The organism is Sphingomonas panacis (assembly GCF_001717955.1).
Lineage (GTDB): Bacteria > Pseudomonadota > Alphaproteobacteria > Sphingomonadales > Sphingomonadaceae > Sphingomonas > Sphingomonas panacis.
The window spans coordinates 564,398-590,293 of the sequence record NZ_CP014168.1 but is presented as its reverse complement, the minus strand read 5'-3'; the positions used below and the strand labels follow the sequence as shown (position 1 = coordinate 590,293).

The 25,896-nt window shown below is 67.8% G+C and carries 31 protein-coding genes; 13 read left to right on the top strand and 18 right to left on the bottom strand.

Annotation, left to right across the window (positions count from 1 at the left end; genetic code table 11):
- Window positions 1-4 precede the first annotated feature (4 nt).
- A complete protein-coding gene (locus J0A91_RS02750) occupies window positions 5-871 on the top strand; it encodes a DUF6880 family protein (protein ID WP_206364968.1) in 867 nt (288 codons plus the stop codon).
- Here the strand turns inward: J0A91_RS02750 and J0A91_RS02745 are convergent.
- A complete protein-coding gene (locus J0A91_RS02745; RefSeq protein ID WP_069203631.1) occupies window positions 861-1,367 on the bottom strand; it encodes a hypothetical protein in 507 nt (168 codons plus the stop codon). The genes J0A91_RS02750 and J0A91_RS02745 overlap by 11 nt on opposite strands.
- 150 nt (window positions 1,368-1,517) lie before the next feature.
- Here J0A91_RS02745 and J0A91_RS02740 point away from each other — a divergent pair, with 150 nt between their 5' ends.
- The 3 genes from J0A91_RS02740 to J0A91_RS02730 all read left to right on the top strand — a co-directional run bounded on the left by J0A91_RS02740 (window position 1,518) and on the right by J0A91_RS02730 (window position 4,123).
- Window positions 1,518-2,192, top strand: coding sequence for an outer membrane protein (locus J0A91_RS02740; RefSeq protein WP_069203630.1), 675 nt, complete (start codon window positions 1,518-1,520; stop codon window positions 2,190-2,192).
- Window positions 2,193-2,333: 141 nt separating this feature from the next.
- Window positions 2,334-3,446, top strand: a complete 1,113-nt coding sequence (gene dnaN, locus J0A91_RS02735; protein ID WP_069203629.1) for a DNA polymerase III subunit beta — start codon at window positions 2,334-2,336, stop codon at window positions 3,444-3,446.
- A gap of 95 nt (window positions 3,447-3,541) precedes the next feature.
- On the top strand, window positions 3,542-4,123 hold the full coding sequence (locus tag J0A91_RS02730; protein ID WP_069203628.1) for a response regulator: 582 nt from the start codon (window positions 3,542-3,544) through the stop codon (window positions 4,121-4,123).
- 111 nt (window positions 4,124-4,234) lie between these two features.
- Here J0A91_RS02730 and J0A91_RS02725 read toward each other — a convergent pair whose 3' ends face one another.
- Genes J0A91_RS02725 through argH form a run of 4 tightly spaced genes read right to left on the bottom strand, consistent with a single transcriptional unit; the run spans window position 4,235 to window position 7,879 of the window.
- The gene (locus tag J0A91_RS02725) at window positions 4,235-5,020 is read right to left on the bottom strand and encodes a precorrin-2 dehydrogenase/sirohydrochlorin ferrochelatase family protein (RefSeq protein ID WP_420852809.1); all 786 of its coding nucleotides are present in this window, start codon (window positions 5,018-5,020) and stop codon (window positions 4,235-4,237) included.
- Entirely contained in the window at window positions 5,005-6,267 is a 1,263-nt protein-coding gene (gene lysA / locus J0A91_RS02720; protein ID WP_069203627.1) for a diaminopimelate decarboxylase, read from the bottom strand. The genes J0A91_RS02725 and lysA overlap by 16 nt, the downstream gene beginning before the upstream one ends.
- An 11-nt stretch (window positions 6,268-6,278) precedes the next feature.
- Entirely contained in the window at window positions 6,279-6,515 is a 237-nt protein-coding gene (locus J0A91_RS02715) for a hypothetical protein (protein ID WP_069203626.1), read from the bottom strand.
- Complete coding sequence (gene argH, locus J0A91_RS02710) at window positions 6,512-7,879, bottom strand: argininosuccinate lyase (protein ID WP_206365026.1); 1,368 nt, start codon at window positions 7,877-7,879, stop codon at window positions 6,512-6,514. The genes J0A91_RS02715 and argH overlap by 4 nt, the downstream gene beginning before the upstream one ends.
- A gap of 19 nt (window positions 7,880-7,898) precedes the next feature.
- On the opposite strand from argH, the gene J0A91_RS02705 reads away from it, so the two are divergent.
- Window positions 7,899-8,528: a TlpA family protein disulfide reductase gene (locus tag J0A91_RS02705; protein WP_069203625.1), complete on the top strand. Its 630-nt coding sequence runs from the start codon at window positions 7,899-7,901 to the stop codon at window positions 8,526-8,528.
- A 261-nt stretch (window positions 8,529-8,789) separates the two neighbouring features.
- On the opposite strand, the gene J0A91_RS02700 is transcribed toward J0A91_RS02705, so the two are convergent.
- The 3 genes from J0A91_RS02700 to J0A91_RS02690 are packed head-to-tail and all read right to left on the bottom strand — an operon-like array spanning window position 8,790 to window position 10,176.
- Window positions 8,790-9,254: a RidA family protein gene (locus J0A91_RS02700; RefSeq protein ID WP_069203624.1), complete on the bottom strand. Its 465-nt coding sequence runs from the start codon at window positions 9,252-9,254 to the stop codon at window positions 8,790-8,792.
- The gene (locus J0A91_RS02695) at window positions 9,251-9,895 is read right to left on the bottom strand and encodes a hypothetical protein (RefSeq protein ID WP_069203623.1); all 645 of its coding nucleotides are present in this window, start codon (window positions 9,893-9,895) and stop codon (window positions 9,251-9,253) included. The genes J0A91_RS02700 and J0A91_RS02695 overlap by 4 nt, the downstream gene beginning before the upstream one ends.
- The gene (locus tag J0A91_RS02690) at window positions 9,892-10,176 is read right to left on the bottom strand and encodes a DUF3572 domain-containing protein (RefSeq protein ID WP_069203622.1); all 285 of its coding nucleotides are present in this window, start codon (window positions 10,174-10,176) and stop codon (window positions 9,892-9,894) included. The genes J0A91_RS02695 and J0A91_RS02690 overlap by 4 nt, the downstream gene beginning before the upstream one ends.
- 44 nt (window positions 10,177-10,220) lie before the next feature.
- Here J0A91_RS02690 and J0A91_RS02685 point away from each other — a divergent pair, with 44 nt between their 5' ends.
- On the top strand, window positions 10,221-10,589 hold the full coding sequence (locus tag J0A91_RS02685; protein WP_069206968.1) for a response regulator: 369 nt from the start codon (window positions 10,221-10,223) through the stop codon (window positions 10,587-10,589).
- Window positions 10,590-10,693: 104 nt separating this feature from the next.
- Here the strand turns inward: J0A91_RS02685 and rpmG are convergent, their stop codons facing one another.
- Entirely contained in the window at window positions 10,694-10,861 is a 168-nt protein-coding gene (gene rpmG, locus J0A91_RS02680; RefSeq protein ID WP_069203621.1) for a 50S ribosomal protein L33, read from the bottom strand.
- Between the two features lie 207 nt (window positions 10,862-11,068).
- Between rpmG and J0A91_RS02675 the strand changes: the two genes are divergently transcribed.
- Both J0A91_RS02675 and J0A91_RS02670 read left to right on the top strand, forming a co-directional pair.
- Window positions 11,069-11,623: a TMEM165/GDT1 family protein gene (locus tag J0A91_RS02675; RefSeq protein WP_240502176.1), complete on the top strand. Its 555-nt coding sequence runs from the start codon at window positions 11,069-11,071 to the stop codon at window positions 11,621-11,623.
- 99 nt (window positions 11,624-11,722) lie between these two features.
- Window positions 11,723-12,214: a Dps family protein gene (locus J0A91_RS02670; RefSeq protein ID WP_069203619.1), complete on the top strand. Its 492-nt coding sequence runs from the start codon at window positions 11,723-11,725 to the stop codon at window positions 12,212-12,214.
- Window positions 12,215-12,242: 28 nt separating this feature from the next.
- On the opposite strand, the gene J0A91_RS02665 is transcribed toward J0A91_RS02670, so the two are convergent.
- Window positions 12,243-13,073 (bottom strand): metallophosphoesterase, encoded by an 831-nt coding sequence (locus J0A91_RS02665; protein ID WP_069203618.1) that lies wholly within the window; start codon window positions 13,071-13,073, stop codon window positions 12,243-12,245.
- 66 nt (window positions 13,074-13,139) lie between these two features.
- On the opposite strand from J0A91_RS02665, the gene J0A91_RS02660 reads away from it, so the two are divergent.
- Window positions 13,140-14,732 (top strand): cisplatin damage response ATP-dependent DNA ligase, encoded by a 1,593-nt coding sequence (locus tag J0A91_RS02660; protein ID WP_069203617.1) that lies wholly within the window; start codon window positions 13,140-13,142, stop codon window positions 14,730-14,732.
- Window positions 14,733-14,739: 7 nt separating this feature from the next.
- Here J0A91_RS02660 and nusB read toward each other — a convergent pair whose 3' ends face one another.
- The 3 genes from nusB to hisG all read right to left on the bottom strand — a co-directional run bounded on the left by nusB (window position 14,740) and on the right by hisG (window position 17,408).
- Window positions 14,740-15,204: a transcription antitermination factor NusB gene (gene nusB, locus J0A91_RS02655; RefSeq protein WP_069203616.1), complete on the bottom strand. Its 465-nt coding sequence runs from the start codon at window positions 15,202-15,204 to the stop codon at window positions 14,740-14,742.
- Window positions 15,205-15,344: 140 nt separating this feature from the next.
- On the bottom strand, window positions 15,345-16,628 hold the full coding sequence (hisD, locus tag J0A91_RS02650; RefSeq protein WP_069203615.1) for a histidinol dehydrogenase: 1,284 nt from the start codon (window positions 16,626-16,628) through the stop codon (window positions 15,345-15,347).
- A gap of 117 nt (window positions 16,629-16,745) precedes the next feature.
- Window positions 16,746-17,408, bottom strand: coding sequence for an ATP phosphoribosyltransferase (gene hisG, locus J0A91_RS02645; RefSeq protein ID WP_069203614.1), 663 nt, complete (start codon window positions 17,406-17,408; stop codon window positions 16,746-16,748).
- 58 nt (window positions 17,409-17,466) lie between these two features.
- On the opposite strand from hisG, the gene J0A91_RS02640 reads away from it, so the two are divergent.
- Window positions 17,467-18,525 carry a DUF2332 domain-containing protein gene (locus J0A91_RS02640; protein ID WP_069206967.1) on the top strand — a complete coding sequence of 353 codons (1,059 nt, stop codon included), beginning with the start codon at window positions 17,467-17,469 and terminating at the stop codon, window positions 18,523-18,525.
- A 92-nt stretch (window positions 18,526-18,617) separates the two neighbouring features.
- Here J0A91_RS02640 and bla read toward each other — a convergent pair whose 3' ends face one another.
- Both bla and nadB read right to left on the bottom strand, forming a co-directional pair.
- On the bottom strand, window positions 18,618-19,718 hold the full coding sequence (gene bla / locus J0A91_RS02635; protein WP_240502175.1) for a class A beta-lactamase: 1,101 nt from the start codon (window positions 19,716-19,718) through the stop codon (window positions 18,618-18,620).
- Between the two features lie 136 nt (window positions 19,719-19,854).
- Complete coding sequence (gene nadB, locus J0A91_RS02630) at window positions 19,855-21,438, bottom strand: L-aspartate oxidase (protein ID WP_069206965.1); 1,584 nt, start codon at window positions 21,436-21,438, stop codon at window positions 19,855-19,857.
- Between the two features lie 143 nt (window positions 21,439-21,581).
- On the opposite strand from nadB, the gene J0A91_RS02625 reads away from it, so the two are divergent.
- Window positions 21,582-22,490, top strand: a complete 909-nt coding sequence (locus J0A91_RS02625; RefSeq protein WP_240502174.1) for a CE1 family esterase — start codon at window positions 21,582-21,584, stop codon at window positions 22,488-22,490.
- Window positions 22,491-22,493: 3 nt separating this feature from the next.
- On the opposite strand, the gene J0A91_RS02620 is transcribed toward J0A91_RS02625, so the two are convergent.
- Window positions 22,494-23,420 carry an ABC transporter ATP-binding protein gene (locus J0A91_RS02620; protein WP_069203613.1) on the bottom strand — a complete coding sequence of 309 codons (927 nt, stop codon included), beginning with the start codon at window positions 23,418-23,420 and terminating at the stop codon, window positions 22,494-22,496.
- An 89-nt stretch (window positions 23,421-23,509) separates the two neighbouring features.
- On the opposite strand from J0A91_RS02620, the gene J0A91_RS02615 reads away from it, so the two are divergent.
- Both J0A91_RS02615 and tldD read left to right on the top strand, forming a co-directional pair.
- Window positions 23,510-23,743 carry a zinc-finger domain-containing protein gene (locus J0A91_RS02615; protein WP_069203612.1) on the top strand — a complete coding sequence of 78 codons (234 nt, stop codon included), beginning with the start codon at window positions 23,510-23,512 and terminating at the stop codon, window positions 23,741-23,743.
- 60 nt (window positions 23,744-23,803) lie between these two features.
- Window positions 23,804-25,234, top strand: coding sequence for a metalloprotease TldD (tldD, locus tag J0A91_RS02610; RefSeq protein WP_069203611.1), 1,431 nt, complete (start codon window positions 23,804-23,806; stop codon window positions 25,232-25,234).
- A gap of 104 nt (window positions 25,235-25,338) precedes the next feature.
- Here tldD and J0A91_RS02605 read toward each other — a convergent pair whose 3' ends face one another.
- Complete coding sequence (locus J0A91_RS02605) at window positions 25,339-25,572, bottom strand: CcdB family protein (protein ID WP_240502173.1); 234 nt, start codon at window positions 25,570-25,572, stop codon at window positions 25,339-25,341.
- Window positions 25,573-25,634: 62 nt separating this feature from the next.
- Entirely contained in the window at window positions 25,635-25,880 is a 246-nt protein-coding gene (locus J0A91_RS02600; protein ID WP_069206963.1) for a type II toxin-antitoxin system CcdA family antitoxin, read from the bottom strand.
- Window positions 25,881-25,896: the final 16 nt, after the last annotated feature.

Sequence of the window (25,896 nt, the reverse complement as noted above, 5' to 3'; positions counted from 1 at the left end):
CGGTATGGCTTCGAAGAAGACCCTCAACGCCGCCAATCTCGAGACGCTCGGCGCGCCGCGTCTTGCGGCGGTGTTGCTCGAACTGGCGGGGGACGATGCACGGGTCAAGCGCCGGCTCCGGCTCGAATTGGCGAGCGCGGGCGGAGGCGGGGAGGTCGCGGCTCAGGTCCGCAAACGGCTCGCCACGATCGCCAAGGCGCGGTCGGTGATCGAGTGGAACAAGACGCGCGCGGTCGCCGACGATCTGGCGATGCAGCGCCGCGCGATCCTCGATCACGTCGCGCCCAGCGATCCGGCCGAGGCGTTCGACCTGCTGTGGCGGCTGGTCGCACTGGCGACGCCGATTTCCGATCGCTGCGTCTATGATCCAGCCGATATCTTCGACGAGATCGCGGCGGCGCTGGAGGCGCTTCCGCCGCTGGCGATCGCCGCGCGCTTGCCACCCGAGGCGTTGGCCGAGCGTGTCTTCGATCTGGTCTCCGAGGATCTCCACAATCAGTATGACGGACTGATCGCCCTGCTGGCGGAAGCAATGGGCCGGTCAGGGCTGACCCACCTGCAGCGCCGCTTCGAAGCGTTCGCGGCATCGCCGCCGTCGCCGCTTCCAGAGGAGGAGCGCAGACTCATCGGCTATGGCCGAGAAGGCGAGCTTGCTGCTGCGCGCGATGATCGACTTCGCGCTCACCCGCGCCCGTACCAAGCGCTACCCGCACGCCGCGCGCCATCTCGAAAGCTGCGCGAGTCTTGCGCGGCGGATCGAGGATTTCGGCGCGTGGGGCGATCACCAGACGTATGTCGCGGAGCTGCGTGCCCAGCATGGCCGCAAGACCGGGTTCTGGTCAGCCTGAAGACTTACGCACTCACCGCCTGACACACGCCAGCGCCGCCGCGTCGATCGCGGTCGCGGCGCCGCCCAGCGCGTAGACGTCCGCGAAGGGGCCGCCGCTTTTGGCGAGCGTCTCGACGCTCATGCTGCGGCCCGAGCGGATCGCGGCGACGATTGCCGCATCGGCGCGCGCATCGGGCGCCCAGGCATCCGCCTCGCCGGCGACCAGCTCGAAGCGTCGCTCGCCGATCGACAGCGTGACGCGTGCGCGGGGATCGCGCGCGCGGCTGAGGCGGAGGTGGAGCTGGTTGCGCGCGCCTTGCCCCGGCCAGTCCGCCACGCTCGCGAAGGGGCGCCAGCGCGAGCTGCCGCCGCTCTGCACCGGCTGCGCGATGGCATAGCAACGCCGCGGCGCGGAATCGGCGAACGCCCCCCAGCTTTCGAACACGCCGACCGTTTCGCGGCCCCATGCGGGCGCGGCGACGAGCAACGCGAGGCTCACGCCAGCGATAATTCCGTGTCGCGCTGCCTTGGAAGTCATGCCCGCGCTTTCAATCCCCTGTGGCGCAAAAGCAACGGATTTCCGTGTTTATCTGAGGTTCATGCAAAGCCCGACCAACGCGCCTATCTGAAGCGTCCCCGCCCCGGATGCTGCCCGGCAGTCGCGGGAATGTGTAATGGAGTGAGTATCATGCAGAAGTTTCTTGTCACCGCCGCCACCGCCGCGCTCGGCCTTGGCTTCGCTGCCCCCGCGTTCGCGCAGGACGGCCCGCCGCCCGCACCGTCCGGTGCGTTCGACGGCCCGCGCGTCGGCGTGCTGCTCGGGTATGACAAGCTTCAGCCCGGTCGCGGCCCGAACTCGGACATCGACAGCAACCGCAAGGCCGACGGCCTGCTCTATGGTGGCGACATCGGCTACGACAAGGATCTCGGCCAGATCGTGATCGGCGTCGAAGGCGAAGTGACCGGCTCGACCGGCAAGGTCACCAACGCACCGACCAGCGCCGCCGCGCTCGGCTATGGCCGCGTCAAGCAGGGCCGCGATCTCTATGCGGGCGTCCGCGTCGGCTACAAGGTATCGCCGACCACGCTGGTTTACGCGAAGGGCGGCTACACCAACGGTCGGCTCGATCTGACCGCGAGCGACGGCGTTACCCAGACCGGCCAGCATTTCAATCTCGATGGCTACCGCGTCGGTGCGGGTGTCGAGGAGGCGATCGGCCGCAACACCTACGCCAAGATCGAATATCGCTATTCGAACTATGGCAACGCCCGGCTCGAATATGCCAACGGCGCCAACACCAACAATTTCGATGTCGACACCGATCGGCACCAGATTGCGGTCGGCGTTGGCTACCGCTTCTAAGCCAAACGCCTGATTTCGGCACGGATGAGGGGTCGGGGCGCTTGCCCCGGCCCCTTTTTGCGGTAAGGAAAGAGACGGCGAATTGCCCCCGGCTTCTGACGCCTGGCGGGATAGAGTAGGGCGGCGGCCCGGGGGATTGAGATGAAGGCGACGATCGAACGCGCGACCCTTTTGAAGGGCCTCAGCCATGTCCAGTCGGTGGTGGAACGGCGCAACACCATCCCGATCCTGTCGAACGTGCTGATCGAGGCGACGGCGGAGGGCGGTCTGAAGCTGATGGCGACCGATCTCGACCTTCAGATCAACGAGACGATCGCGGCGGCGGTCGACCAGCCCGGCGCGACCACGGTGTCGGCGCACACTTTGTTCGACATCGCGCGCAAGCTGCCCGAAGGCTCGCAGGTGAGTCTTGCCGCAGCCGACGGCAAGCTGACGATCATGGCCGGTCGCGCCCGCTTCCAGCTCAGCACGCTGCCGCGTGACGATTTCCCGGTGATCGCCGAAGGCGAGCTGCCGGTGAGCTTCGAGCTGCCCGCCGAGACGCTCAAGCAGATCATCGACAAGACTCGCTTCGCGATCTCGACCGAAGAGACGCGCTATTATCTCAACGGCATCTTCCTGCACGTCTCGGCCGATCCGCAGCCGGTGCTCAAGGCCGCCGCGACCGACGGCCACCGCCTCGCGCGCGTGACGATGCCGCGCCCTGAAGGGGCCGAGGCGATGCCCGACGTGATCGTGCCGCGCAAATGCATCGCCGAACTGCGCAAATTGCTCGACGAGGTCGATGCTTTGGTGGGCGTGTCGCTGTCCTCGACCAAGATCCGCTTCGATCTCGGCCATGCTTTGCTCACCTCGAAGCTGATCGACGGCACCTTCCCCGATTACAGCCGGGTCATCCCGACCGGCAACGACAAGATCCTCAAGATCGATCCGCGCAGCTTCGAGGAGGGCGTCGATCGTGTCTCGACGATCGCGACCGAGAAGACCCGCGCGGTGAAGATGGCGCTCGACCGCGACAAGATCGTGCTGTCGGTGACGAGCCCCGACAACGGCACCGCCGCCGAGGAAGTGCCGGGCGAATATGTGTCGCTGCCATTCGAGATCGGCTTCAACAGCCGCTATCTGCTCGACATTCTCGGGCAGCTCGATGGCGATACGATCGAGGTGCATCTGGCCGACGCCGCCGCGCCGACGCTGATCCGCGAGAACGACAAGGCCGCGGCGCTGTACGTGCTGATGCCGATGCGGGTGTGACGCGCACGGACGCGATATGGTTGCGGCGGCGTTAACCGAAAACTGACGTCTGCGCGCTACGTCGGTGGGTGATCCACTGACAGGGTGCCATGTCCATGCATCACGACCCGGTTTTCGCCCCGTTTTCGTCCGGCCCGGCCGGCAGCATCCTCGTCGTCGATGACAATCCTACCGCGCTCGCGGTGATCGGCCGGCGGCTGGCGCGGCTCGGCTATCTGCCGGTGCTGTGCGACAAGGCGACCGATGCGCTCGACCAGGCGGCGACGCGGCGCTTCGATCTCGTGCTCGCGGATATGGTGATGCCGGGCATGTCGGGGATGCAACTCCTGCGGGCGTTGCGGGCGAGCCCCGACACGCGCGACGTGCCGGTGATTCTGCTGACCAGCCGATCTGACCCTGCCGCCGCCGTCGATGCGCTCGCGGCGGGCGCCGACGACCATGTCGCCAAGCCGTTCGATTTCGACGTGCTGGCGGCGCGGATCACGCGGGTGATCGGCCACGCCCGCCGCCTCGCCGATCTCAAGGCGTTCAACGCCGCGCTCGACGCGCGCATCGCCGAGCGCGCGATCGAACTGGGCGAGGCGCAGACCGAACTCGCCGCGACTCGCGCCGACCGCCAGCGGCTCGTCGCCTCGCTTCTAGCGCTCAACGACCGGGTCGAACTGGCGGGCTGCTGATTCGGGCTTTCTAAAGCTTTATCACCCCGTTCGTGCTGAGCCTGTCGAAGCACGTGCCGCACGCGCAACGCTGTTTGGCACGCCCTTCGACAAGCTCAGGGCGAACGGTTATTATGTTGGTTGGGTTGGCTCATGGATTGCCACCGTCAGTCCGGGTTGGGGCTGGGCGGGAAGCGACGCGGTTCGCACCGCATCCGCGCGCGCGCGCGACAGGATCGCGGCGGGCACATCGTCGCCCGCGCAAATTCGCTCGGCTTGTGCCAGCCAGCGCGCCTCGCGCAGCGTGAGGTCGTCGGGATCGTCCGAGCGTAACAGAATATGGACGACTCCGCCGGGCGCGTCTCCGGCGGACTCGAGCCAGCGTTCGACCGCCTCCGGTCCTGCGGCCAGCACGTCGAGCGCGCCGCCTTCGGCGAACGCTGCGCCCAGCGCCATCCGTCGCGCACCCGGATCGGCGAAGCGCGCGCGGATCGCGCCGCGTGCCGCGAACAGCGCCTCGGCGAGTCGCCCGAGCGTCGGCGGGAGCAGCGCTTCGAGTCGCTGGCGCAGCGCCGCAGCCAGTCCGGCCGAGACGCCGCCGGTGCCGATCGCAACGATCACCGGCGAACGATCGACGATCGCGGGCAGGGTGAAATCGCACAGGGCAGGCCGATCGACCGCGTTGACGAGCACGCCGCGCGCTTTCAGCCGCGCGACCACCGCCTGCGCGTCGGCCTCATCGTCGACCGCGACGATCGCGAGCGCGGCCGTGCCGTCCTCGCCGACCACCCGTGCGCCCGCGCGTTCGAGCAGCCGCCGCTTCGCCGCCGCCGCATCGCCATCGCCGACCAGAATCACCGTCCGGCCCCGCGCCGCGACGAAGATCGGCAGGCTGGCGAGCGTCACGCGGTCAGCCACTCCGGCAGCCGCTCGGCGGCGAGGATCGTTTCGGGCTGGATGCGATCGGCGACGACGGCGTAGCGGTCCCCGCTCACCAGCACTTCGGGTACGAGCGCGCGGCTGTTGTAGGTGCTCGCCATCGTCGCGCCATAGGCGCCGGCCGTGCGGAAGATCGCGAGATCGCCCGATTTGACCGAGTCGATGTCGCGGCCCATCGCGAATGTGTCGCCGCTCTCGCAGACCGGGCCGGCGATGTTGGCGGTCATCCGCGCACCGGTCGGGCGGACGGCGGCGAAATCGTGCCAAGCATCGTACATCGCGGGCCGCGCGAGATCGTTCATCGCGGCATCGACGATGACATAGGGGTTGGTGACGCCCGGCTTGACCCAGATCACGCGGGTCAGCAGCACGCCGGCATTGCCCGCGATCACGCGGCCAGGCTCGAACATCAGCGTCGCGTCCCAGCCATCGGTGACGCGCGCGACCATCGCGCCATAGGCGGCGGGGGTGGGGAAGACGTCGCCCGCCTTGTACGGCACGCCGAGGCCGCCGCCGAGATCGACATGGCTGATCGTGTGGCCGGCGGCGCGGAGTTCCTGGACGAGCTGGCCGATGCGCCGATATGCGGCCTCCAGCGGCGCGAGATCGGCGAGCTGGCTGCCGATATGGATGGCGACGCCGCGCAGGTTCAGCCCCGGCAGGCCCGCGAGCCGGTCGAAGATCGCGCGCGCCTCGCTGATCGGTACGCCGAACTTGTTCTCGGCCTTGCCGGTCGAGATCTTGGCGTGCGTGCCGGCATCGACATCGGGGTTCACGCGCAGCACGGCGTCGGCGCGCCTGCCGCCCGCCGCTGCGAGTGCCGCCAGCACGACGCCTTCTTCCTCAAGCTCGAGATTGAACTGGCCGAGTCCGGCGTCGAGCGCCTTGGTCAGCTCAGCGACCGTCTTGCCGACGCCCGAGAACACGATGTCCGAAGCCGGTATCCCCGCCGCGATCGCGCGTGCAAGCTCGCCGCCCGAGACGACATCAGCGCCATAGCCGGCATTGGCGAGCAGCCGCAGCACCGCGAGATTGGGGTTGGCCTTGATCGCATAGGCGATGTGCTTGCGCTTCACGCCGGCGAGACCGTCGCGGAACACCTCGGCATGGCGCGTGAAGGTCGCCGCCGAATAGACGTAGACGGGGGAGCCGACGTCTGCGGCGATCCGCTCGAGCGACACGCCCTCGCAGTGCATGACGCCGTCGACCAGCGCGAAATGATCCATCTGGGTGCCGTTCAGTTATGGGGTGGAAGATCGAACTCGTCGCCGCGGCGCGTGTCCGATTTCTTGAGCAGTTCGTCGCTGCGCTCGGGCCGCGCCTGGCTGTTCGGAGTGAGCAATTGCGTCGCGGTCGGCGTCGCGCGGGCGCTATACGGCGCGACCGGCAGATGCTGATTGCTGGCGGGCTTGAGTTCGGACGCCGAACCGCAACCGCCGAGCGCGAGCACGCCCGCGAGGATGAGATGCTTCATGCCAGTTCCTCCCGCGCCGCCGCGATGGCGGCACGCACCCGCGCCGGCGCGGTGCCGCCGAAGCTCGTCCGGCTCGCCACCGACGCATCGACCGACAGCACGCCATAGACGCGATCGTCGATCCGCGCGTCGATCGCAGTGAGGTCTTCGAGCGGCAGTTGATCGAGCGCGATGCCGCGTTCCTCGGCCAGTTTCACTGCGCGGCCGGTGATGTGGTGCGCCTCGCGGAACGGAATCCCGCCCTCGCGCACCAGCCAGTCGGCGAGATCGGTCGCGGTCGAGAAGCCGGCCTCGGCGGCGGCGCGCATGCGGGGCGTGCGGAAGGTCGCGCTTTCGACCATGCCGGTCATCGCCGCGATCGACAGGCCGAGCAGATCATGCGCTTCGAACACCGGCGGCTTGTCGTCCTGCATGTCCTTCGAATAGGCGAGCGGCAGGCCCTTCATCGTCACCATGAGGGCGGTGAGGCAGCCGATGATCCGCCCGCTGTGTCCGCGCACCAGCTCGGCGGCATCGGGGTTGCGCTTTTGCGGCATGATCGACGAGCCGGTCGACCATTGATCTGACAGCGAGACGAAGCCGAACGGCTGCGACGCCCAGAGGATGAACTCCTCGGCCAGCCGCGACAGATGCAGCGCGACTTGCGCGGCGGCGGTGAGATACTCGATCGCGAAGTCGCGGTCGGACACCGCATCGAGCGAATTGCGCGTCGGCCCGTCGAAGCCCAAAGCGGCGGCGGTCATCTCGCGGTCGATCGGGAAGCCGGTCCCCGCCAGCGCCGCCGAGCCGAGCGGGCTGCGGTTGCCGCGCGCGCGCGCATCGGCGAAGCGGCTGCGGTCGCGCGCGGTCATCTCGAAATAGGCCATCAAATGGTGGCCGAGCGTGACCGGCTGCGCGCTTTGCAGATGGGTGAAGCCGGGCATCACGCTGTCGGCATGTTCCTCGGCGCGCGCCAGCAGCGCGAGCTGGAAGCCTTTCAGCGCGACATCGACCTGATCGATCGCGTCGCGCACCCACAAACGGAAATCGGTCGCGACCTGATCGTTGCGCGAGCGGGCGGTGTGGAGCCGGCCCGCCACAGGTCCGATCGCCTCGGCGAGCCGCGCCTCGCTCTGCATGTGGATGTCTTCGAGCACCATGTCCTCGGCGACGCCGTTGGCTTCATAGTGTGCGGCGACGGTATCGAGGCCGGCGGAGATCGTGGCGGCATCTTGCGGCCCGACGATGCCGGTCGCGCCCAGCATCGCGACATGCGCCTTCGAGCCGGCGAGATCCTGCCGCCACAAGCGCTTGTCGAACGGGATCGAGGCATTTATCTCGCGCATGACCGCCGCCGGGCCTTCCGCGAAACGGCCGCCCCACATCGCATTGGATGCGTCCTTCATGTCCTTACGCTCGACGATCGTGCCGCTCCCTGCCTTGGTGCTGCTCACCCTGATGACTGGCTGCGGCGATAGGCAAGACTCCACCAAGGAGCAAGCGGTGCCGCGCGCCACGCCGGCCGCATCGGCCAGCGCTACGCCAGCGCCAGCCGCCACGCCGACCGCCGATGCCCCCAAGGAGGGCGAGAAGGTGCCGGTCGATACGATCGGTACGATCGACCGCAGCCACAAGGGCGAAGCCCCCCCCGCCGTCAGCTTCGACGATGCCCAGGACAAGCCGACCACGATCGCCGCGTTCAAGGGCAAGCCGGTGCTGGTCAATTTGTGGGCGACCTGGTGCGGGCCGTGCGTCGCCGAGATGCCAACGCTCGAAAAGGTTGCCGCGACCTTCCATGTCGCCGCGATCAGCCAGGACAAGGATCGCGGCACCGTCTCGGCGTATTTCGCGAAGAAGGGCTTCACGCGGCTTCAGCCGTATCTCGATTCGAAAGTGGGCCTGAGCATCGCGTTCAACGCCAGCCTGCCGACCAGCATCCTCTACGATTCGGCCGGGCATGAAGTGTGGCGGATCGTCGGCGGGATGGACTGGACCACGCCGACCGCTCAGGCGCTGCTCGCCGAGGCGAAGTAAGCGCGGCAAAATAGTCTTGGGAAAATAATCGTCGCCCCGGCGTAGGCCGGGGCCGCTGTGTTGTTTTGCGAACCGGCCGCCCCAAACGCAGCGGCCCCGGCCTGCGCCGGGGCGACGCAAGCCGCGCGCAGCGCCATATCTCTTCGGCTCGGCGCTTCCGCGTGAACCAAATATTCGCGCAGGGGCGCAGAGAGCGCAGAGGAAGTGAGAGCCGCTGCGCGGCAAAAATCCTCTGCGTCCTCTGCGCCTCTGCGCGAAAAATCAGTCGGTGATTTTGACGATCGCGTCGATCTCGACCACGGCGCCGAGCGGCAGGACCGGCACGCCGACCGCGCTGCGGGCGTGCTTGCCGGCGTCGCCGAACAGCTCGACCATCAGGTCCGACGCGCCATTGGCGACCTTGGGCTGATCGGTGAAATCGGCCGCCGAATTGATGAACACGCCGAGCTTCACGATCCGTTCGACGCGGTGCAGCCCGCCAAGCGCCGCCTTCATCTGCGCGACCAGCATCAGTGCGCAGCGCTGCGCGGCGTGGGTGCCATAGGCGACGTCGCGATCCTCGCCGAGCCGGCCGGTCATCAGCGCGCCATCGTCGAACGGCAATTGGCCGGAGATGTGGAGCAGGCCAGACGCTTCGACCGCCGCCACATAGGAGGCGACCGGCGCGGCGGCGACGGGCAGGGTAAGGCCGAGTTCGGCGAGCTTGCGGTCGATACGGTCGGTCATGATGCGTCTCTCTCAGGGAAGGAAGCGGGCAGGCCGGCGGCGAAGCGGTCGGCGATCCACGCCTGCGCATCCTGCCAGTCGTCGATCCGCGCGTGCGCGTAAGGCGCCGCCGGCACGTTGAGGGCGAGATCGGGTTCGGAGATCATGTGCAGCCGGTGGACGTGCGGGGCGTGCTTCGCGACCGATTCGTGATGCACGGCGAGATCATCGACGAACACCGCGACGCTCGCATTATATTCGGCGACGAGCCGCGCGACCGGATTGCCCTTGCCGCCCTGATTGGTCTCGACGCGGTGGCGGATGTCGAAGCGCGCGAGCTGTTCGATCCGCGCGTCGCGGACATGGTCCTGCAAATTGGTGAGCACGACGATATCGGCAACCGCGCTCAGCGCCGCCAGCGCCTCGCGGGCGTGCGGCACCAAGGTCTGCCGCTCCATCTCGGCGGGGAAGAAGCCGCCGAGATAGCCCCACATCTCCTCGGTGCTCGGCCGGTCGCCATTGGCGTGGCGCATGCTGGTGAACATCTCGGGGCCGGCGACGTCGAAGTCGATATCGTGCGATTCGCGCAGCCACACGCCGAAATGCCGCACCATGTGCAGCAGCACCTCGTCGCAATCGGTGATGAGCAAAGGCCGGCTCATGCGTAGAACGCGCCGCCGTCGAGCGCCCTGTGCGCGGCGACGATCGCTTCTGGCCGAACATCCAGCCCCTCGGCGCATGCGATCAAATCGGGCTCATAGCCTTCGAGAAAGGCGAGTACCGCGCCCAGCACGGCGGGTTCGCCGGCGCGGGCGCGCAGATCGTCCGGCATCAGCCCGGTGGTGTCGAGCAGCCGCTGCGCGCGATCGGGTTCGGCGAGAGTCCACACCAGCGCGCGCAGCGCCAGCTCGGTCGCGTCAGCATTTGTATCGGGGGCGCGCATTGCGTAACCAGCGCTTTCAAGTCGGGTTTCGGATCGGGGTGGACGTGGCAAAAAGGGTGCTCGTTGTCGAGGACAACGAACTCAACCTCAAACTTTTCTGCGATCTGCTGCGCGCCCATGCCTTCGTGACCGAGGGGCTGCGCGACGGGCGCGAGGCAGTCGCGCGCGCGCGCGATTTCGCGCCCGATCTGATCGTCACCGATATCCAGCTCCCGCACGTCACCGGCTTCGAACTCATCACGCAGTTGAAGGGCGATCCCGCGCTGCGCGACATCCCGATCATGGCGGTGACGGCCTATGCCGGGCGCGAGGACGAGGAGCGGATTCGCGGTGCGGGTGCCGACGCCTATGTCTCGAAGCCGATTTCGCTGATGCGATTCGTCGAGGCGGTCAACGGGTTGATGGCGCCGTGACAGAGCGAACCTGACATACCAAAAAAGCCGCTGGGGTTGCCCCCGCGGCTCTTGATCCCCGCTTTCGCGGGGATGATCCAAAGGCGGCTATGCCGCCCTTTGGATCACTTGATCTTGGCTTCCTTGAACTCGACATGCTTGCGCACGACCGGGTCGTACTTCTTGAAGCTCAGCTTCTCGGTCTTGGTGCGCGGGTTCTTCTTGGTCACGTAGAAGAAGCCAGTGTCAGCCGAGCTGATGAGCTTGATCTTGACGGTGGTTGGCTTGGCCATGAGCCCTGTTTCCTGCAAATCGTAAAAAAGCAAAGGCGGCCGCGATGGGCCGCCCCGTAGGCGAAGCGCGTTGGCGCACGCCGCCCGAATTGTCAAGCCTCGTGCCTGTGTTAACGCGACCGATACCCCCGCGCGGATAGTGCCGGCGCATGGCAAAGCGGCTTCCAATCCCCGGCCCGACGGGCTGATCGCGCGATGGATGCGCTGATGGCGGCATTCGTCGCCGCGATTCTGATCGAAGCGGGCGATCGCACGCCGTGGCTGGCGGCGATCCTCGGCGACCGATTCGAAAAACGTGGGGTCGTGATCGCCGCGACATTGCTCGCGCTCGCGCTCGGCAACGGCGTCGCCGGTGTCGGCGGGGGAATCGTGGCCGCGCACCTGACCCCCAATGCGCGCGCGTTGCTGGTGTCGGTCGCGTTGCTCTCCGCCGGGTTCGGAGCGTTCGGGCGGCTGAAAGCACCCGACCGGCTCGCGAAATGGCGGATCGGCGCGTTCGCGACGAGCTTTCTCGGGGTCGCGATCCTCGCGTTCGGTGATCGTACCCAGTTCGCGACGATGGCGTTCGCGGCGCGCAGCGATGCGCCGGTGCTCGCCGCGATCGGCGCGACCTTGGGCGCGGGCATCGTCAACGCGGCCGGGGTGCTGGCCGGCGAACCGATGCGCCGGCAGCTCCCGATTCGCGCGATTCGCATCGGCACCGGGCTGTTGCTGTGCGCGATCGGGGTCATATCCGGGCTGTCGGCGCTGCGATTGATCTAGCCGCTCGATCAGTCCGATCGCAAAAACGTGCGAGGACAGGCGGGAGCCATTCCGCTATCGAATCGTTAACGCAACGAACTCATCCACAGGAGCTGTTCCGTGACCGACGACGCGCTGAAAACCCCGACCGACATCAAGACCAACGCCGCCAAAACCGTCGCCGAGGCGCTGAACGCGATCCTCGCCGATTCGTTCGCGCTCTACATCAAGACCAAGAACTTCCACTGGCATGTCTCGGGCCCGCATTTCCGCGACTATCACCTGATGCTCGACGATCAGGCGACTCAGATCCTCGGCACGACCGACGCGATCGCCGAGCGCGTGCGCAAGACCGGCAACACCACGCTGCGCTCGATCGGCGACATCGCGCGCCACCAGTCGATCGAAGACAATGACGAGGCGTTCGTCCCCGCCGCGCAGATGCTGATCGAATTGCGCGAGGACAATCTCAAGCTCGTCGAGAAGCTGCGCGAGGCCAAGGACATCGTCGACGACGCCAAGGACAATGCGACCAGCGGCATCCTCGACGAATGGACCGATCTCGCCGAGGAGCGCGCCTGGTTCCTGTTCGAAGCCAGCCGGGGCGCCTGATCCCGCACGGCTGAGGCCCGGTCGCCGTTCAGGCGCCGGGCTTCGGTCCCAACGTCAGCAACCACAGATCGGGTGGCGCGCCGAGCCGGAACGGCACCCCGGTCGCGCCGAGTCCTGCGGTGACGATCACGGTGTGCGCGCGGTCGCGGACCACGCCGCACCGATAGCGCGCCGGCGAGACTTCGACGATCGGCCCGATCAGCGGCAACACCACCTGACCACAATGCGTGTGCCCGGCGAGCAGCAGCGGCATATCGGGCGACATATCCTTCGCGATCTCGGGCGAATGGGTCACCAGCACGGGTGCGCCCGTCAGGATTCGTATCTGCGCCATCGTGTAGATCGGATGGGCGTGGCCGCTCGCGGCGTCGTCGACCCCGCCGAGGGCGAGCGGGCCGACCTGGACCGCTTTGTCCTGGAGCAGCACGACCCCCGCCGACGCGAGATCGCGCGCCACCGCCGGCATGCCGGTGGCGTGATCGTGGTTGCCGGGCACGGCGATCACGCCGAGGCGGGCGTGAAGCCCCTTCAACGGCGCGACCATCGCCGGCCCATGCAGCGCCGCGCCGTCCTTGCGCTGGCCGAAGATGAAATCGCCCGCGATCAGCACGAGATCGGGGTGAAGCGCGTCGATCTGCGTAACGATTCGCGTGAGCCGCGCAGGCCCCATCGCCAGCGATCCGATATGCACGTCGCTGATCAGCACCACGCGGATTGGCGGCTGCCCCGCCGGCCAGCGCGGCAGCGCGATCGTCGCACGGCGCACCACCGGGTCCCGCCGCGCCTCTGCAAAGGCGTAGAGCGCGACCGCGACGCCGATCACGAACACCAGGGCAAGAGCGTAGAGACGGCGGCGCATTGCTGCACCTGCTAACAGAAGCTGCGGGCTGGCGGAACCGCTGGCGTGGCCCCATGTTGAACCCTGATGCAAGCCTTCGCGCAGCTCCTCGATTCGCTCATCTACACGCGCTCGCGCAACGCGAAGCTCAAGCTGATCGTCGATTATCTCCACGCCACGCCCGATCCCGATCGCGGCTGGGCGATGGCGGTGCTGACCGGCGATCTCGACCTGCCCGGCATCAAGCCCGCGCTGATCCGTGCGCTGATCGAGGAGCGGGTCGATCCGGTGCTGTTCGCGATGAGCCGCGATTATGTCGGCGACACCGCCGAGACGGTGAGCCTGCTCTGGCCCGATCCGGTCGTGCCGCCGCGCGAGAGCGGGCCGCTGTCGCTGTCCGAGGTGGTCGATCGGCTCGGCAACCTGTCGCGCGCCGACGCGCCCGGCGCGCTGGCGGCGATGCTCGACCGGCTCACCGCCAACGAGCGCTTCGCGCTGCTCAAGATGGCGATGGGCGCTTTACGCATCGGCGTCTCGGCGCGGCTCGCCAAGACCGCGCTGGCGCAGGCGTTCGCGCTGGAGATCGAGGCGGTCGAGGAGCTGTGGCACGGCATCGACCCGCCGTATGCGGCGCTGTTCGCCTGGGCGAAGGGGGAGGGGGCGTTGCCGACGGCGGCGGATACGCCGGTGTTCCGCCCGTTCATGCTCGCGCATCCGCTCGAAGACGGCCGAGTCGATCTCGCCGAATACGCCGCCGAATGGAAATGGGACGGTATCCGCGTCCAGCTCGTCCATGTCGCTGGGGAGACGCGGCTCTACAGCCGCGCGGGCGACGACATTACGCGCAGCTTCCCCGAGGTGGCGCGCGCTTTCACCGTCCCCGGCGTGCTGGACGGCGAGTTGATGGTGAAGGGCGATGCGCAGGGGCACGGCACCGAAGAGGGCGGCGCGGCGAGCTTCAACGCGCTCCAGCAGCGGCTTGGCCGTAAAGTGGTGTCGGCGAAGATGCTCGCCGAGGCACCGGCGTTCGTGCGGCTTTACGATATCCTGTTCGACGGCGCCGAGGATCTGCGCGACCGGGCGTGGACCGAACGGCGCGCCCGGCTCGAAGATTTCGCGGGGACGCTGCCGGCCGAACGCTTCGACGTCAGCGCGCTGATCGTCGCACCCGATTTCACGACGTTGGAGGGCATTCGCGCCGGCGCGCGCGATGCCGCGATCGAGGGCGTGATGCTCAAGCGTCGCGACTCGGCGTATGTCGCGGGTCGGCGAGTCGGGCTGTGGTACAAATGGAAGCGCGATCCGCTCACCGCCGATTGCGTGATGATGTACGCGCAGCGCGGCAATGGCCGGCGCTCGTCCTTCTATTCGGATTACACGTTCGGCTGCTGGACGGATGACGGAGAGCTGCTCCCGGTCGGCAAGGCCTATTCGGGCATCACCGACGAGGAGATGAAGATGCTCGACCGCTTCGTGCGCGCGCACACCACCGCGCGCTTCGGGCCGGTGCGCGAGGTCGAGAAGACGCTGGTGCTGGAGATCGCGTTCGATTCGATCCACGAGTCGAAGCGGCACAAGTCGGGCGTGGCGATGCGCTTCCCGCGCATCGCCCGAATCCGCACCGACAAGCCGGCGAGCGAGGCGGATACGGTGGCGGGGCTGCGGCGGCTGGTGACGTGAGCGGGGTTCAGCTCGCGGGCCGCACATCCTTGGCGATGCCGTCGAGCAGACCGTTGACGAAACCCGTCTCGCGCTTCTCGAAGAAAGCGTGGGCGACATCGACATATTCGCTGATGACGGTGGCGACCGGAACGTCGACTCGCGCGAGCAGTTCGTAGGTGCCGGCGCGCAGGATCGCGCGCATCGATTTGTCGAGCCGCTCGAGCGTCCAGCCGCTCGCCAGCTTCTGGCGGATCGCCGAGTCGATCTCGGCGCCGCGCGCGGTTGCGCCGGTCACGATATCGTCAAAGAACGCGACATCGGCCTCGGCATATTCGGCATCCTCGATGGTCGCGCCGAGCCGGTGCTGATGGAATTCGTGGAGCAGGCGCGGCACCGGCGTGCCCTCCATCTCATGCTGGTAGAGGGCCTGGGTGGCAGCGAGGCGCGCGGCGGCGCGGGCCTTGGATCGGGCAGCGGTACGGGATGACATTCGGGGCCTTTAGCGGAAGTTTGTAGCGGGGTGAACCTGTTCTCCCGCGAAGGCGGGAGTCCAGTCTCGGCGCGCGGCGCCGAACGCGCTCCCGCGCGCGATTTTGAAGGGCTGGACTCCCGCCTTCGCGGGAGAACGGCTTACAGCCGCAGTGCGACGGATTTGGCGTGCGCGGGCAGCCCTTCGGTCTCCGCGAGCGCCACCGCTGCCGGGCCTACGCGCGCGAGGCTGGCGGGATCGAGCTCGAGGAAGCTCGTCCGCTTCATGAAATCGAGCACCGACAGTCCGCTCGCGAAACGCGCACGGCGGCCGGTCGGCAGGACGTGGTTCGGGCCGGCGACATAATCGCCGATCGCCTCGGGTGTATGCCGGCCGAGGAACACCGATCCGGCATGGCGGACCCGGTCGAACAGCGCCTGCGGATCGTCGCACGCCAGTTCGAGATGCTCGGGCGCGAGCCGGTCGACCAGCGGAAGCGCCTCGTCGAGACTCGCGGTGACGATGATCGCGCCGTTCGCGTCCCAGCTTTCGCGTGCGGTCTTGGCGGTCGAGAGCAGGCCGATCTGGAGATCGACCGCCTCGGCGACGGCGTCCGCGAACGCGGCATCGTCGGTGAACAGGATCGACTGGCTGGTCGGATCATGCTCGGCCTGGCTGAGCAGGTCGGCGGCGATCCATGTCGGATCGTTCTTGCCGTCGGCAACGACGACGATCTCGCTCGGCCCCGCCACCATGTCGATGCCGACGAGGCCGTAAAGCTGGCGCTTGGCCTCGGCGACCCAGGCGTTGCCCGGCCCGGTGATGACATCGACCGCGGCGATCCGCTGCGTGCCATAGGCGAGCGCGGCGATCGCCTGCGCGCCGCCGACTCGCCAGACTTCGTCCACCCCGGCGATGTGCGCGGCGGCGAGCACGAGCGGGTTGACCTCGCCCCCGGGCGTCGGCGTCACCATCACCAGCCGCTCGACCCCGGCGACGCGCGCGGGAATCGCGTTCATCAGCACCGAGGATGGGTAAGCGGCGCGGCCGCCGGGAATATAGATTCCCGCCGCTTCGATCGCGTTCCAGCGCGCGCCGAGCCGCACGCCCGCCGAATCGGTGGTGTCGCTGTCGGCGGGTTTCTGCTTCTCGTGGTAGGCGGCGATGCGCGCGGCGGCGAGATCCAGCGCGGCGCGCAGATCGGGCGCGAGCGCTTCGTAGGCGGCGATCCACTCGGACTTCTCGATCCGCCAGCCGGTCGCGTGGAGATCGTGGCCATCGAACTTCTGCGTGAACGCGGCGAGCGCGGCATCGCCCTCGTCCCGCACGCTGGCGACGATCGTGCGGACATCGCGTGCGACATCGGCATCGACCTCGCGCCGCGCGTTGACGAGTGCGGTGAACTCGCGATCGAAAGCTGGGTCGGATGTGGAGAGGCGGATCACATTCCCCTCCCGCTCGCGGGAGGGGTTAGGGGAGGGCGTGTCCCCAAACGGGCGGTGCGTGATAAGGACAGGCCCTCCCCCAGCCCCTCCCGCAGGCGGGAGGGGAGCAATGTTGCCTCACGCCGCATCGCGCATCTCCACCGCCCGCCGGAACCGCTCGACCAGCGGCACGATCTCGGCGCGTGTCTTGAAGGCGGCGCGGTTGACGATCAGCCGTGACGAAACCTCGGCGATGACCTCGACCTCGACCAGCCCATTCTCCTTGAGCGTCCGCCCGGACGAAACCAGATCGACGATGCGCGGCGCGAGGCCGAGCAGCGGCGCCAGCTCCATCGCGCCGTTCAGCTTGACGCACTCGGCCTGCACGCCGCGCGCCTCGAAATGCTGCGCGGTGACGTGCGGATATTTGGTGGCGATGCGGATATGACTCCAGCCGCGCGGATCGTCGCCCGCCGCCATCTGCGCGGGTTCGGCGACCGACAGCCGGCAATGGCCGATGCCGAGATCGACCGGCGCGTACAGTTCCGAATAGTCGAATTCGGCGAGCACGTCAGATCCGACGATGCCGAGCTGCGCCGCGCCGTGCGCGACGAAGGTCGCCACGTCGAACGCGCGCACGCGGATCAGGTCGATGCCGGGGGTTTGCGTGTGGAACCGCAACGCGCGGCTGCTCTCGTCGCTGAACGCCGCTTCGGGGACGATGCCGGCGCGCATCAGCAGCGGCACCGCTTCTTCGAGGATGCGGCCCTTGGGGACGGCGATGATGATCGGATCGGTCATGAAGGCGCGGCTTTACTTGGGCGGCGGCACAGGCGCAACAGAGCGCAGGAGGCGAATCGTGGCGGACGAAGCGGCGAACCGGCAGGCGTTCGTGATCCAGCAGCATTTCTGCGAGGCGATGGGTGCGCCGATCACCGCACGCATCTGCGCCGCGCTGGCGGTGAGCCTCGACCGCAGCACGCGAACGGGCGCGCGCATCCTCGACTGGCTGGGCGAGCCGACCACCGACGCGTTGCCGCTGCGCACGGTCGGCGGGCTGCATGCACTTGATCTCGCGGGGCGCGCGCCCGAGTTGAACCGCGTGTTCGCCGGTGCGGTGGTGGCGCCCGAAGCGGTGCGGGCGGTGTTGCGCACGGCTTTCGCCGCGCATGACGGTGCGCTGCTGCCTTGGCTCGACGGCCCGCCGCAGACCAACGAGGCGGGGCGCTCGGCGGTGCTGATGACTGGGCTGATCGAGGTGACGCGACGGCACGGCCTGCCGCTGGACCTGCTGGAGATCGGGTCGAGCGCCGGCCTCAACCTGCTGATCGACCGTTTTCGCTTCGATCTCGGCGGCGTCGGCGTCGGGCCAGCGGACTCGCCCGTCGTCATCCGCCCCGATTGGCGCGGCGCGCCGCCGGCGGCGGGGGTGGCGGGCGCGATTCGATCGGTGCACGGGGTCGAGATCGCGCCGGTCGATGTCCGCGACCCCGCCGCGGCCGACCGGCTGCGCGCTTATGTCTGGGCTGACAATCCCGACCGGATGGAGCGGCTGACGCGCGCGATCGATATGATTCGCGCCGAGCCGGTCGCGCTGGAACAGGGCGACGCCGCCGATTGGGTCGAAGCGCGCCTCGCCGAGCCGCAGCCGGCGGGCGTCGTGCGGGTGTTGATGCATTCGGTGGTGTGGCAATATCTCGGCGCCGAGCGGCAGGCGCGGATCACGGCGGCGATGGCGGGGGCGGCAGCGCGCGCCACGCCTGAACGTCCGCTCGCCTGGGTGCGGATGGAGCCGGATCGCGTCATTTCCGAGCAGCAATTGTGGGTGCAAAGCTGGCCCGGCCATGGTGAGCCGGTCAAGCTCGCCCGCGCACAGGCGCATGGCGCGTGGATCGAGCCCAGTCCCCGTTCGTGCTGAGCTTGTCGAAGCACGTGCCAAAAGCGCTGCGGCTCGGACACGCCCTTCGCCAAGCTCAGGGCGAACGGTAGGTGGCGGGATGCTGTCCCTGTTTACTGCTGGTTCGCGACCACCGCCTGCACCACCGACTGCATCAGCTCCTGCCGCTGCGGGATCGTGCGCGGCGTGTCGCCGATCATTACCGCGATCGCATAGGCGCGACCATCGGGCGCCATCAGCAGGCCGACGTCGTTGTAGCCGGCGGTGCGCCCGGCGAGATCCTGGCCGGTGCCGGTCTTGTGGCCGAAGCTCCAGCCAACCGGCACCGCGCCGCGCATGCGCTGCTTGCCGGTCTTGGACGATTCCATCGTGCTGATCAGGAACGCGGTCGAATTGGGTGAGAGCAGCTCGTCCTTCTTGAGCCGCGCGAGCGCATCGGCGATCGCGCGCGGGGCGGCGCCATCGGGCGGATCGGCGACATAGCGCTCGAACGCCGCGATCCGCGCCGATTGCGGCAGGCGCGCGCGGGCGAGCGAGAAGGCGTTGCCGAACGCATATTCGGGCCGCCAGGTCAGCCCGGCGGTCGCGCTCTGGAGCAAGCGCTCGCCAGGGCCGAAGCGGATGTTGCCGAGGCCCTTGCGCGCGATGAAATCGCGCACCGCGCTCGGCCCGCCGACATAGCGCAGCAGCCGGTCGTTGCAGGTGTTGTCGCTCATCGTCAGCGCGCGGCGCAGCAACTCGCCGACCGTCGTCTGATATTCGCCGTTCTTGAGCAGCGACGCGACCGGCTGGTGGAACAGCGTCAGATCGTTGCGGGTCAGGGTGATCGGATCGTCGAGCGTCAGCCGGCCCGAATCGCGCAGATCGAGTACCGTCATCGCCACCCACAGCTTGCTTACGCTTTGCTGCGGCAGGCGGACATCGCCGTTGCTCTCTACCGTCCAGCCCTTGTCGATGCTGCGCACCGCGACGCCGACGCGGCCGTCGAAGCTGCGCGCGACGGCGTTGATCGAGCGTGCGAGCGCTTCCGGCGCGGCGACCGGGCGGGGGGTGGACGGCGGCACCGCCATCACCACTTGCGCGGGGTAGCGCGAGGGGGGCACGCCCGGCGTGCGGGTCGCCAGCCGCGTGTCTTGGACGCAGGCACACAGCGCCACGGCGAGCAGGATGCCGGAAAGCGGCCGGGACGATTCGAAAGCCAAGGTGTCGGTCACTTCATGGTTGCCCTGCCAACCCCCACCGCAGGAGGCCCTGAAAGTGCTTACTCTTTCGTGCGTTGGCAATATCGTATCATTCGCGCCGAGTCGCATCGCGACGAACCGACGCAAATCAGCGGCAAATGCTCGCGTCTTAGGGAACCAGCACCGTATCGATCGCCTCCGGGAGCATGTCGGGATAGTCGAGCGTGTAGTGCAGCCCGCGGGATTCCTTGCGATGCAATGCCGATCGCACGATCAATTCCGCGATCTGGAGCAGGTTGCGCAGCTCGATCAGATCGGGCGTGACGCGGAAATGGCCGTAATAATCGTTCACCTCATCGGTGAGCATGCGGATGCGATGCTGCGCGCGTTCGAGCCGCTTGGTGGTGCGGACGATGCCGACGTAATTCCACATGAAGCGCCGGATCTCGGTCCAGTTCTGCTTGATGACGACCTCCTCGTCCGAATCGGCGACGCGGCTCTCGTCCCACGGCCGGATGCGCGGCGGCGGCAGATCGTCCCAATGTTCGGTGATGTGGCGCGCGCACGCCTCGCCGAACACGAAACATTCGAGCAGCGAGTTCGAGGCGAGCCGGTTGGCGCCGTGCAGCCCGCTCTCCGAACATTCGCCCGCCGCATAGAGGCCGGGCAGATCGGTGCGCCCGTCGAGATCGATGACGATGCCGCCGCAGGTGTAATGCTGCGCCGGCACGACCGGGATCGGCTCCTTGGTCATGTCGATGCCGAGGCCGAGCAGCTTCTCCTTGATGTTGGGGAAATGCTCGTTGATGAAATCGGCGCCGCGGTGGCTGATGTCGAGGTGGACGTAATCCAGGCCGAGCCGCTTGATCTCGTGATCGATCGCGCGCGCGACGATATCGCGGGGCGCGAGTTCGGCGCGTTCGTCGAAATCGGGCATGAAGCGATAGCCCGAATCGGGGAGCAGCAGATGCCCGCCTTCGCCGCGCACCGCCTCGGTGATGAGGAAATTCTTGACGTCGAGATTGTACAGGCAGGTCGGGTGGAACTGCATCATCTCCATGTTGGAGACGCGCGCGCCCGCCCGCCATGCCATCGCGATGCCGTCGCCGGTCGCGCCGCGCGGTGCGGTCGAGAACAGATAGGTGCGGCCAGCGCCGCCGGTCGCGAGGATCGTCGCGCGCGCTGTGAACAGTTCGACGCGGCCGGTTTCGCGGTTGACGGCATAGACGCCCCAGACATGCCCCGCGCCCGAATAGCGTTCCTCGTGCTTGCTGGTGGCGAGATCGACGCAGACCATGTCGGGCAGCAGCCGGATGTTGGGATGCGCCTCGGCGGCGGTCTGGAGCGCGACCTGCACGGCATGGCCGGTGGCGTCGTCGACATGGACGATGCGGCGGTGCGAATGCCCGCCCTCGCGCGTCAGATGCGGCGCGTTCCCGTCCATGTTGAACGGCACGCCAAGTTCGGTCAGCCGCGCAATCGCTTTGGGCGCGTTCTCGACCACGAATTCGACCGTCGCGAGATCGTTGAGGCCGGCGCCCGCGATCATCGTGTCCTGGATATGGCTTTCGAACGTGTCTCCTGGTTCGAGCACCGCCGCGATCCCGCCCTGCGCCCACGCGGTCGAGCCTTCGTCGAGCTTGCCCTTGGCGAGCACCGTCACCCGGAAATGATCGGCGAGGTTGAGCGCGGCGGTCAGCCCCGCTGCGCCCGAGCCGATGATGAGGATGTCGCTCGTATGCGGATCGTTCAAGCCGATCTCCAGTGTCTCTTGCGACATCGAGACCGATCCCGAACCGCGGAATTTGCTCGACTACGCCCGAACCTCGCCGCATTTCAACTCGCGAACCGAGGATTTCGTGCATTCGAGTCCATCGGACGTGGAAAGGGCTGTGGATGACGCGACGCGTTGCGATGCTGGGTGTGGTGATCGGTACGCTACTGATGATGCTCGGCGGGCTTCCGGCACGCGCGTGTACGCTTGCCGCGCCGGGCGTCACGCAACGGATCACGATCGGCACCACCGGGCGGACGATGCTGATCCATGTCCCGGTCGGGTTCGATTCGTCGCGCCCGGCGCCGCTCGTCCTGCTGTTCCACGGCAGCCTCGGCAGTGGAGAGAAAATTCTCGCCCAGTCCGGGCTGGCGGCGACCGCCGATCGCCACGGCTTCATCCTGGCCGCGCCCGATGGCGGGATCGTCGCGAAACCGGGCTATGTGTGGAACATCCCCGGCGTCCCCACGGTCTCCGGGCGTCTGCCGACGGCGGACGATGCGGACGATGTGGGGTTCATCGATGCCGCGATCGACTGGCTCGCCGCGCAGCGCTGCGTCGATCCCGCGCGGGTCTATGCGACCGGCTATTCGGGCGGCGGGCGGATGACGTCGCTGCTCGGCTGCATCCGTTCCGAGCGGTTCGCGGCGATCGCTCCGGTCGTGGGCCTGCGCGCCGGCAACCCCTTGGCGAGCGATCCGCAGCGCCCGGATCCCGCCACCTGCCGCCCGTCACGGCCGATGCCGGTGATGGCGTTCGCCGGCAGCGCGGACACGACCAACCCGATCGCCGGTGGCGGATCGAGCTATTGGCAATATCCGATGCGCACCGCCGAGGCGCGCTGGGCGGCGATCGACCAGTGTCGCAAGCCGCTGGTGACCCGCAGCCTGTCGGCGACGGTCTATGAGGATGTCTATGGCGGGTGCCGCGCACATGGCGAGGTCATCGGCCGAGTCACGATCGGCGCCGGCCACGTCTGGGTGGCCGACAACGAAGCGATGTGGGCGTTCTTCGCGCGATACCGGCGCTAAGCGTTACGCGGCGTTCGCTGCGCGCGTCAGGTTGAGGAACACGTCCTCGAGATCGGCCTCGCGCGTGCTGACATCGACGATGCCGAACCCGTCGGACTGGATCGCCGCCAGCACCTGCCCGGCGTTCACCCGGTCCTTGCGATAGGTCACTTCCAGCACGCGGTCACCCTTGAGCGTGATCTTCTCGAAGCTGTCATGCACCGGCGCGGTGCCGACATCGCGATCGACCGTCACCGCGACGATCTTCTCCTGCGCCATACCGACGAGTTCGCGAGTCGGCTGGTTCGCGATCAGCCGACCGTGGTTGATGATGGCGATGCGGTCGCAGAGTTGCTCGGCCTCTTCGAGATAGTGTGTGGTCAGCACCACCGTCACGCCTTGGTCGTTGAGCGTCTTCACATAGGCCCAGAGCTGCTGGCGAAGCTCGATATCGACGCCGGCGGTCGGCTCGTCGAGCACCAGCACCGGCGGCGAATGCACCATCGCCTTCGCCACCATCAGCCGCCGCTTCATCCCGCCAGACAATGTGCGGGCATAAGCGTTGGCCTTGTCCTCCAGATGGACCGCGCGCAGCAACTCCATCGAGCGGCGCTCGCGCTTGGGCACGCCGTACAGGCCAGCCGCGATCTCCAGCGTCTCGAACGGCGAGAAGAACGGGTCGAACAGGATCTCCTGATTGACGATGCCGATCGACACCTTGGCGTTGCGCGGATGCTGGTCGATGTCGAAGCCCCAGATCGTCGCCGATCCGCTGGTCTTGTTGACCAGCCCCGCCAGGATGTTGATGAGCGTCGACTTGCCCGCGCCGTTCGGCCCGAGCAGCCCGAAGATCTGCCCACGCGGCACGTCGAACGTGACGCCGTCAAGCGCGCGCTTGACGCCCTGATAGGTCTTGCACAGATCGGTGATCGCGATGGCGGCTTCGGTCATGCGCGGACCTTTAGGCGCGGGCGGCAGGCGCGCCAACCCCGCAGAGAAGCAATTGAAGCCGTCGTCTCACGCTGCTATCGCTCGCCGCCATGATCGCACCGCCCGAAATCGCCCGCGTCCATCACCCCCGCGTCGCCTGTGACGGCGCCAGCGAGATTCCCGGCGGCGCCGCGCTCGGCCATCCGCGCGTGTTCCTCGAAATCGACGAAGCCGGCTATGTCGATTGCGGCTATTGCGACCGCCGCTTCGTGCTGATCGGCGGCCCCGCCGATGGCGTGGATCAATCGACGCTGCCCGACCATCCGGCTGGCGCGAGCCTCTAACACCGGCGGATTGGTGCGCTGGGTCATTTACCCGGCGCCGAGCCGCCCTATATTGGCGCGATGACCAGCCCAACCGATCCGCGCGCCTTCCTCTACCATGACGGCCAGCTCTCGCCCGACGAAGCGCAGGCGCTTACCGCGACAGCGCTGTCGCATGCCGAGGATGGCGAACTCTATCTGCAATATCGCAAGTCCGAGGCGTTCGGCTTCGATGACGGGCGGCTGAAGACCGCGAGCTACGACACGCATTCGGGCTTCGGCCTGCGCGCCGTCTCGGGCGAGACCACCGCCTTCGCGCACGCCAACGAGCTTTCCGCCGATGCGATCCGCCGCGCTGGCGCGACGATGGCGCTGATCGATCCCGCCACCGGCCCCAAGGCCGCGCCCCCGCGCGCCACCAACCGGCACCTTTATACTGCCGCCGATCCGCTCGATCTGGTGCCGTTCGCCGACAAGGTGAATTTGTGCCAGACGATCGACGCTGCGGCGCGCGCGCGCGATCCGCGCGTATCGCAGGTTTCGGTATCGCTGATGGGAAGCTGGCAGGTGGTCGAGATCGTCCGCCCCGACGGCTTCATCGCCACCGACGTGCGCCCGCTGGTGCGCCTGAACGTCTCGATCGTCGTCGAGCAGAACGGCCGCCGCGAGACCGGCACGCATGGCCTTGGCGGCCGCTATCTCTACGCCGACCTGTTCGAGCCTGAAACGTGGAACCGCGCGATCGACATGGCGCTGGCGCAGGCGGTGGTGAACCTCGATACCGTCGCCGCCCCCGCCGGCGAGATGACCGTGCTGCTCGGGCCGGGCTGGCCCGGCATCCTGCTTCACGAGGCGATCGGCCACGGCCTGGAAGGCGATTTCAACCGCAAGGGCACCAGCGCCTTTTCCGGCCGGATCGGCGAGCGCGTCGCCGCGCCCGGCGTGACGGTGGTCGACGATGGCTCGATCATGGACCGGCGCGGCTCGCTCTCGATCGACGACGAGGGCACGCCGACTCAGGAGAACGTGCTGATCGAGGACGGCATCCTCAAGGGCTATATCCAGGACCGGCTCAACGCGCGGCTGATGGGCGTCGCGCCGACCGGCAATGGGCGGCGCGAATCGTTCGCGCACGCGCCGATGCCACGCATGACCAACACCTTCATGCGCGGTGGCAACGACGATCCCGCCGAACTGCTCAGCCGCGTGAAGACCGGCATCTTCGCCAAGTCGTTCGGTGGCGGTCAGGTCGATATTGTCTCGGGCAAGTTCGTCTTCTCCTGCACCGAGGCGTATCGGATCGAGAATGGCAAGCTCGGCGCGCCGATCAAGGGCGCGACGCTGATCGGCGACGGCCCGACCTGTCTCACCAAGGTGAAAGGCATCGGCAACGACTTCGCGCTCGACGAGGGTGTCGGCATGTGCGGCAAGGGCGGGCAGTCGGTGCCGGCGGGCGTCGGGCAGCCGACGTTGCTGGTCGAGGGGCTGACGGTCGGCGGGACGGCGGTTTAACGGCTTGCAGCGGATTGGCGGAAGCTAATCCGCTCGGCACGCCGCTCGGCCGGCCTCGCACCGGCGAGGACCGACGGCGTGGCTTCGCCACGCCGCTGGCAAGATCAGATACCCGAAATCAGCACATCGAGCGCCATGCTGATCTCCAGATCATGCGCGGCGAGCGAGCCGATCGCCGGGCCAAGCGCCCATTTTGCCATCGCGCTGGCGAACGGCGTGGCCATTACACGTTGCTCCCCAGCGACGTCGAAGGCCGGCATAAGTCGGCGAATCGGCACATTGATCGAGCCGGGCCGCACCAGCGGAACAACGAAGCGCGAGTCGAACACATCGACCAAGTCCGATTGACAATCGACCACCAACGTACCGTCCGCGAGCCGGTGAACGTCGAACTTCGCCATCAAAAGAGACGATAGCGTTCGAGCGGAAGCCCGTTTTCCTCAAGCCATACGTTCCAACCTTCGATCGCTTCGCGATTCTCTTCCTTCCAGCGGCGCTCACGTTCGGTCTTCACCGCGGCGGCAAGCGCTGCTTCGCTGGTGCGCGACAGGCTGATCCCATAGCTTCGGGCTTCCGCCACGACCGCTTCGTCGAGTGACAGATTGACCGGGCGGCGTTTCACGGGCGATGGCGCTTTGGTAGCCATGCGCATAGGCTATGCG

Bases quoted from the DNA above. Each gene is read 5' to 3' on its own strand.
- J0A91_RS02750 (WP_206364968.1), top strand. From the start codon at position 5: ATGGCTTCGAAGAAGACCCTCAACGCCGCCAATCTCGAGACGCTCGGC.
- J0A91_RS02745 (WP_069203631.1), bottom strand. From the start codon at position 1,367: ATGACTTCCAAGGCAGCGCGACACGGAATTATCGCTGGCGTGAGCCTC.
- J0A91_RS02740 (WP_069203630.1), top strand. From the start codon at position 1,518: ATGCAGAAGTTTCTTGTCACCGCCGCCACCGCCGCGCTCGGCCTTGGC.
- dnaN (WP_069203629.1), top strand. From the start codon at position 2,334: ATGAAGGCGACGATCGAACGCGCGACCCTTTTGAAGGGCCTCAGCCAT.
- J0A91_RS02730 (WP_069203628.1), top strand. From the start codon at position 3,542: ATGCATCACGACCCGGTTTTCGCCCCGTTTTCGTCCGGCCCGGCCGGC.
- lysA (WP_069203627.1), bottom strand. From the start codon at position 6,267: ATGGATCATTTCGCGCTGGTCGACGGCGTCATGCACTGCGAGGGCGTG.
- J0A91_RS02715 (WP_069203626.1), bottom strand. From the start codon at position 6,515: ATGAAGCATCTCATCCTCGCGGGCGTGCTCGCGCTCGGCGGTTGCGGT.
- argH (WP_206365026.1), bottom strand. From the start codon at position 7,879: ATGTGGGGCGGCCGTTTCGCGGAAGGCCCGGCGGCGGTCATGCGCGAG.
- J0A91_RS02705 (WP_069203625.1), top strand. From the start codon at position 7,899: ATGTCCTTACGCTCGACGATCGTGCCGCTCCCTGCCTTGGTGCTGCTC.
- J0A91_RS02700 (WP_069203624.1), bottom strand. From the start codon at position 9,254: ATGACCGACCGTATCGACCGCAAGCTCGCCGAACTCGGCCTTACCCTG.
- J0A91_RS02695 (WP_069203623.1), bottom strand. From the start codon at position 9,895: ATGAGCCGGCCTTTGCTCATCACCGATTGCGACGAGGTGCTGCTGCAC.
- J0A91_RS02690 (WP_069203622.1), bottom strand. From the start codon at position 10,176: ATGCGCGCCCCCGATACAAATGCTGACGCGACCGAGCTGGCGCTGCGC.
- rpmG (WP_069203621.1), bottom strand. From the start codon at position 10,861: ATGGCCAAGCCAACCACCGTCAAGATCAAGCTCATCAGCTCGGCTGAC.
- J0A91_RS02675 (WP_240502176.1), top strand. From the start codon at position 11,069: ATGGCGGCATTCGTCGCCGCGATTCTGATCGAAGCGGGCGATCGCACG.
- J0A91_RS02665 (WP_069203618.1), bottom strand. From the start codon at position 13,073: ATGCGCCGCCGTCTCTACGCTCTTGCCCTGGTGTTCGTGATCGGCGTC.
- J0A91_RS02660 (WP_069203617.1), top strand. From the start codon at position 13,140: ATGCAAGCCTTCGCGCAGCTCCTCGATTCGCTCATCTACACGCGCTCG.
- nusB (WP_069203616.1), bottom strand. From the start codon at position 15,204: ATGTCATCCCGTACCGCTGCCCGATCCAAGGCCCGCGCCGCCGCGCGC.
- hisG (WP_069203614.1), bottom strand. From the start codon at position 17,408: ATGACCGATCCGATCATCATCGCCGTCCCCAAGGGCCGCATCCTCGAA.
- J0A91_RS02625 (WP_240502174.1), top strand. From the start codon at position 21,582: ATGACGCGACGCGTTGCGATGCTGGGTGTGGTGATCGGTACGCTACTG.
- J0A91_RS02620 (WP_069203613.1), bottom strand. From the start codon at position 23,420: ATGACCGAAGCCGCCATCGCGATCACCGATCTGTGCAAGACCTATCAG.
- J0A91_RS02615 (WP_069203612.1), top strand. From the start codon at position 23,510: ATGATCGCACCGCCCGAAATCGCCCGCGTCCATCACCCCCGCGTCGCC.
- tldD (WP_069203611.1), top strand. From the start codon at position 23,804: ATGACCAGCCCAACCGATCCGCGCGCCTTCCTCTACCATGACGGCCAG.
- J0A91_RS02600 (WP_069206963.1), bottom strand. From the start codon at position 25,880: ATGGCTACCAAAGCGCCATCGCCCGTGAAACGCCGCCCGGTCAATCTG.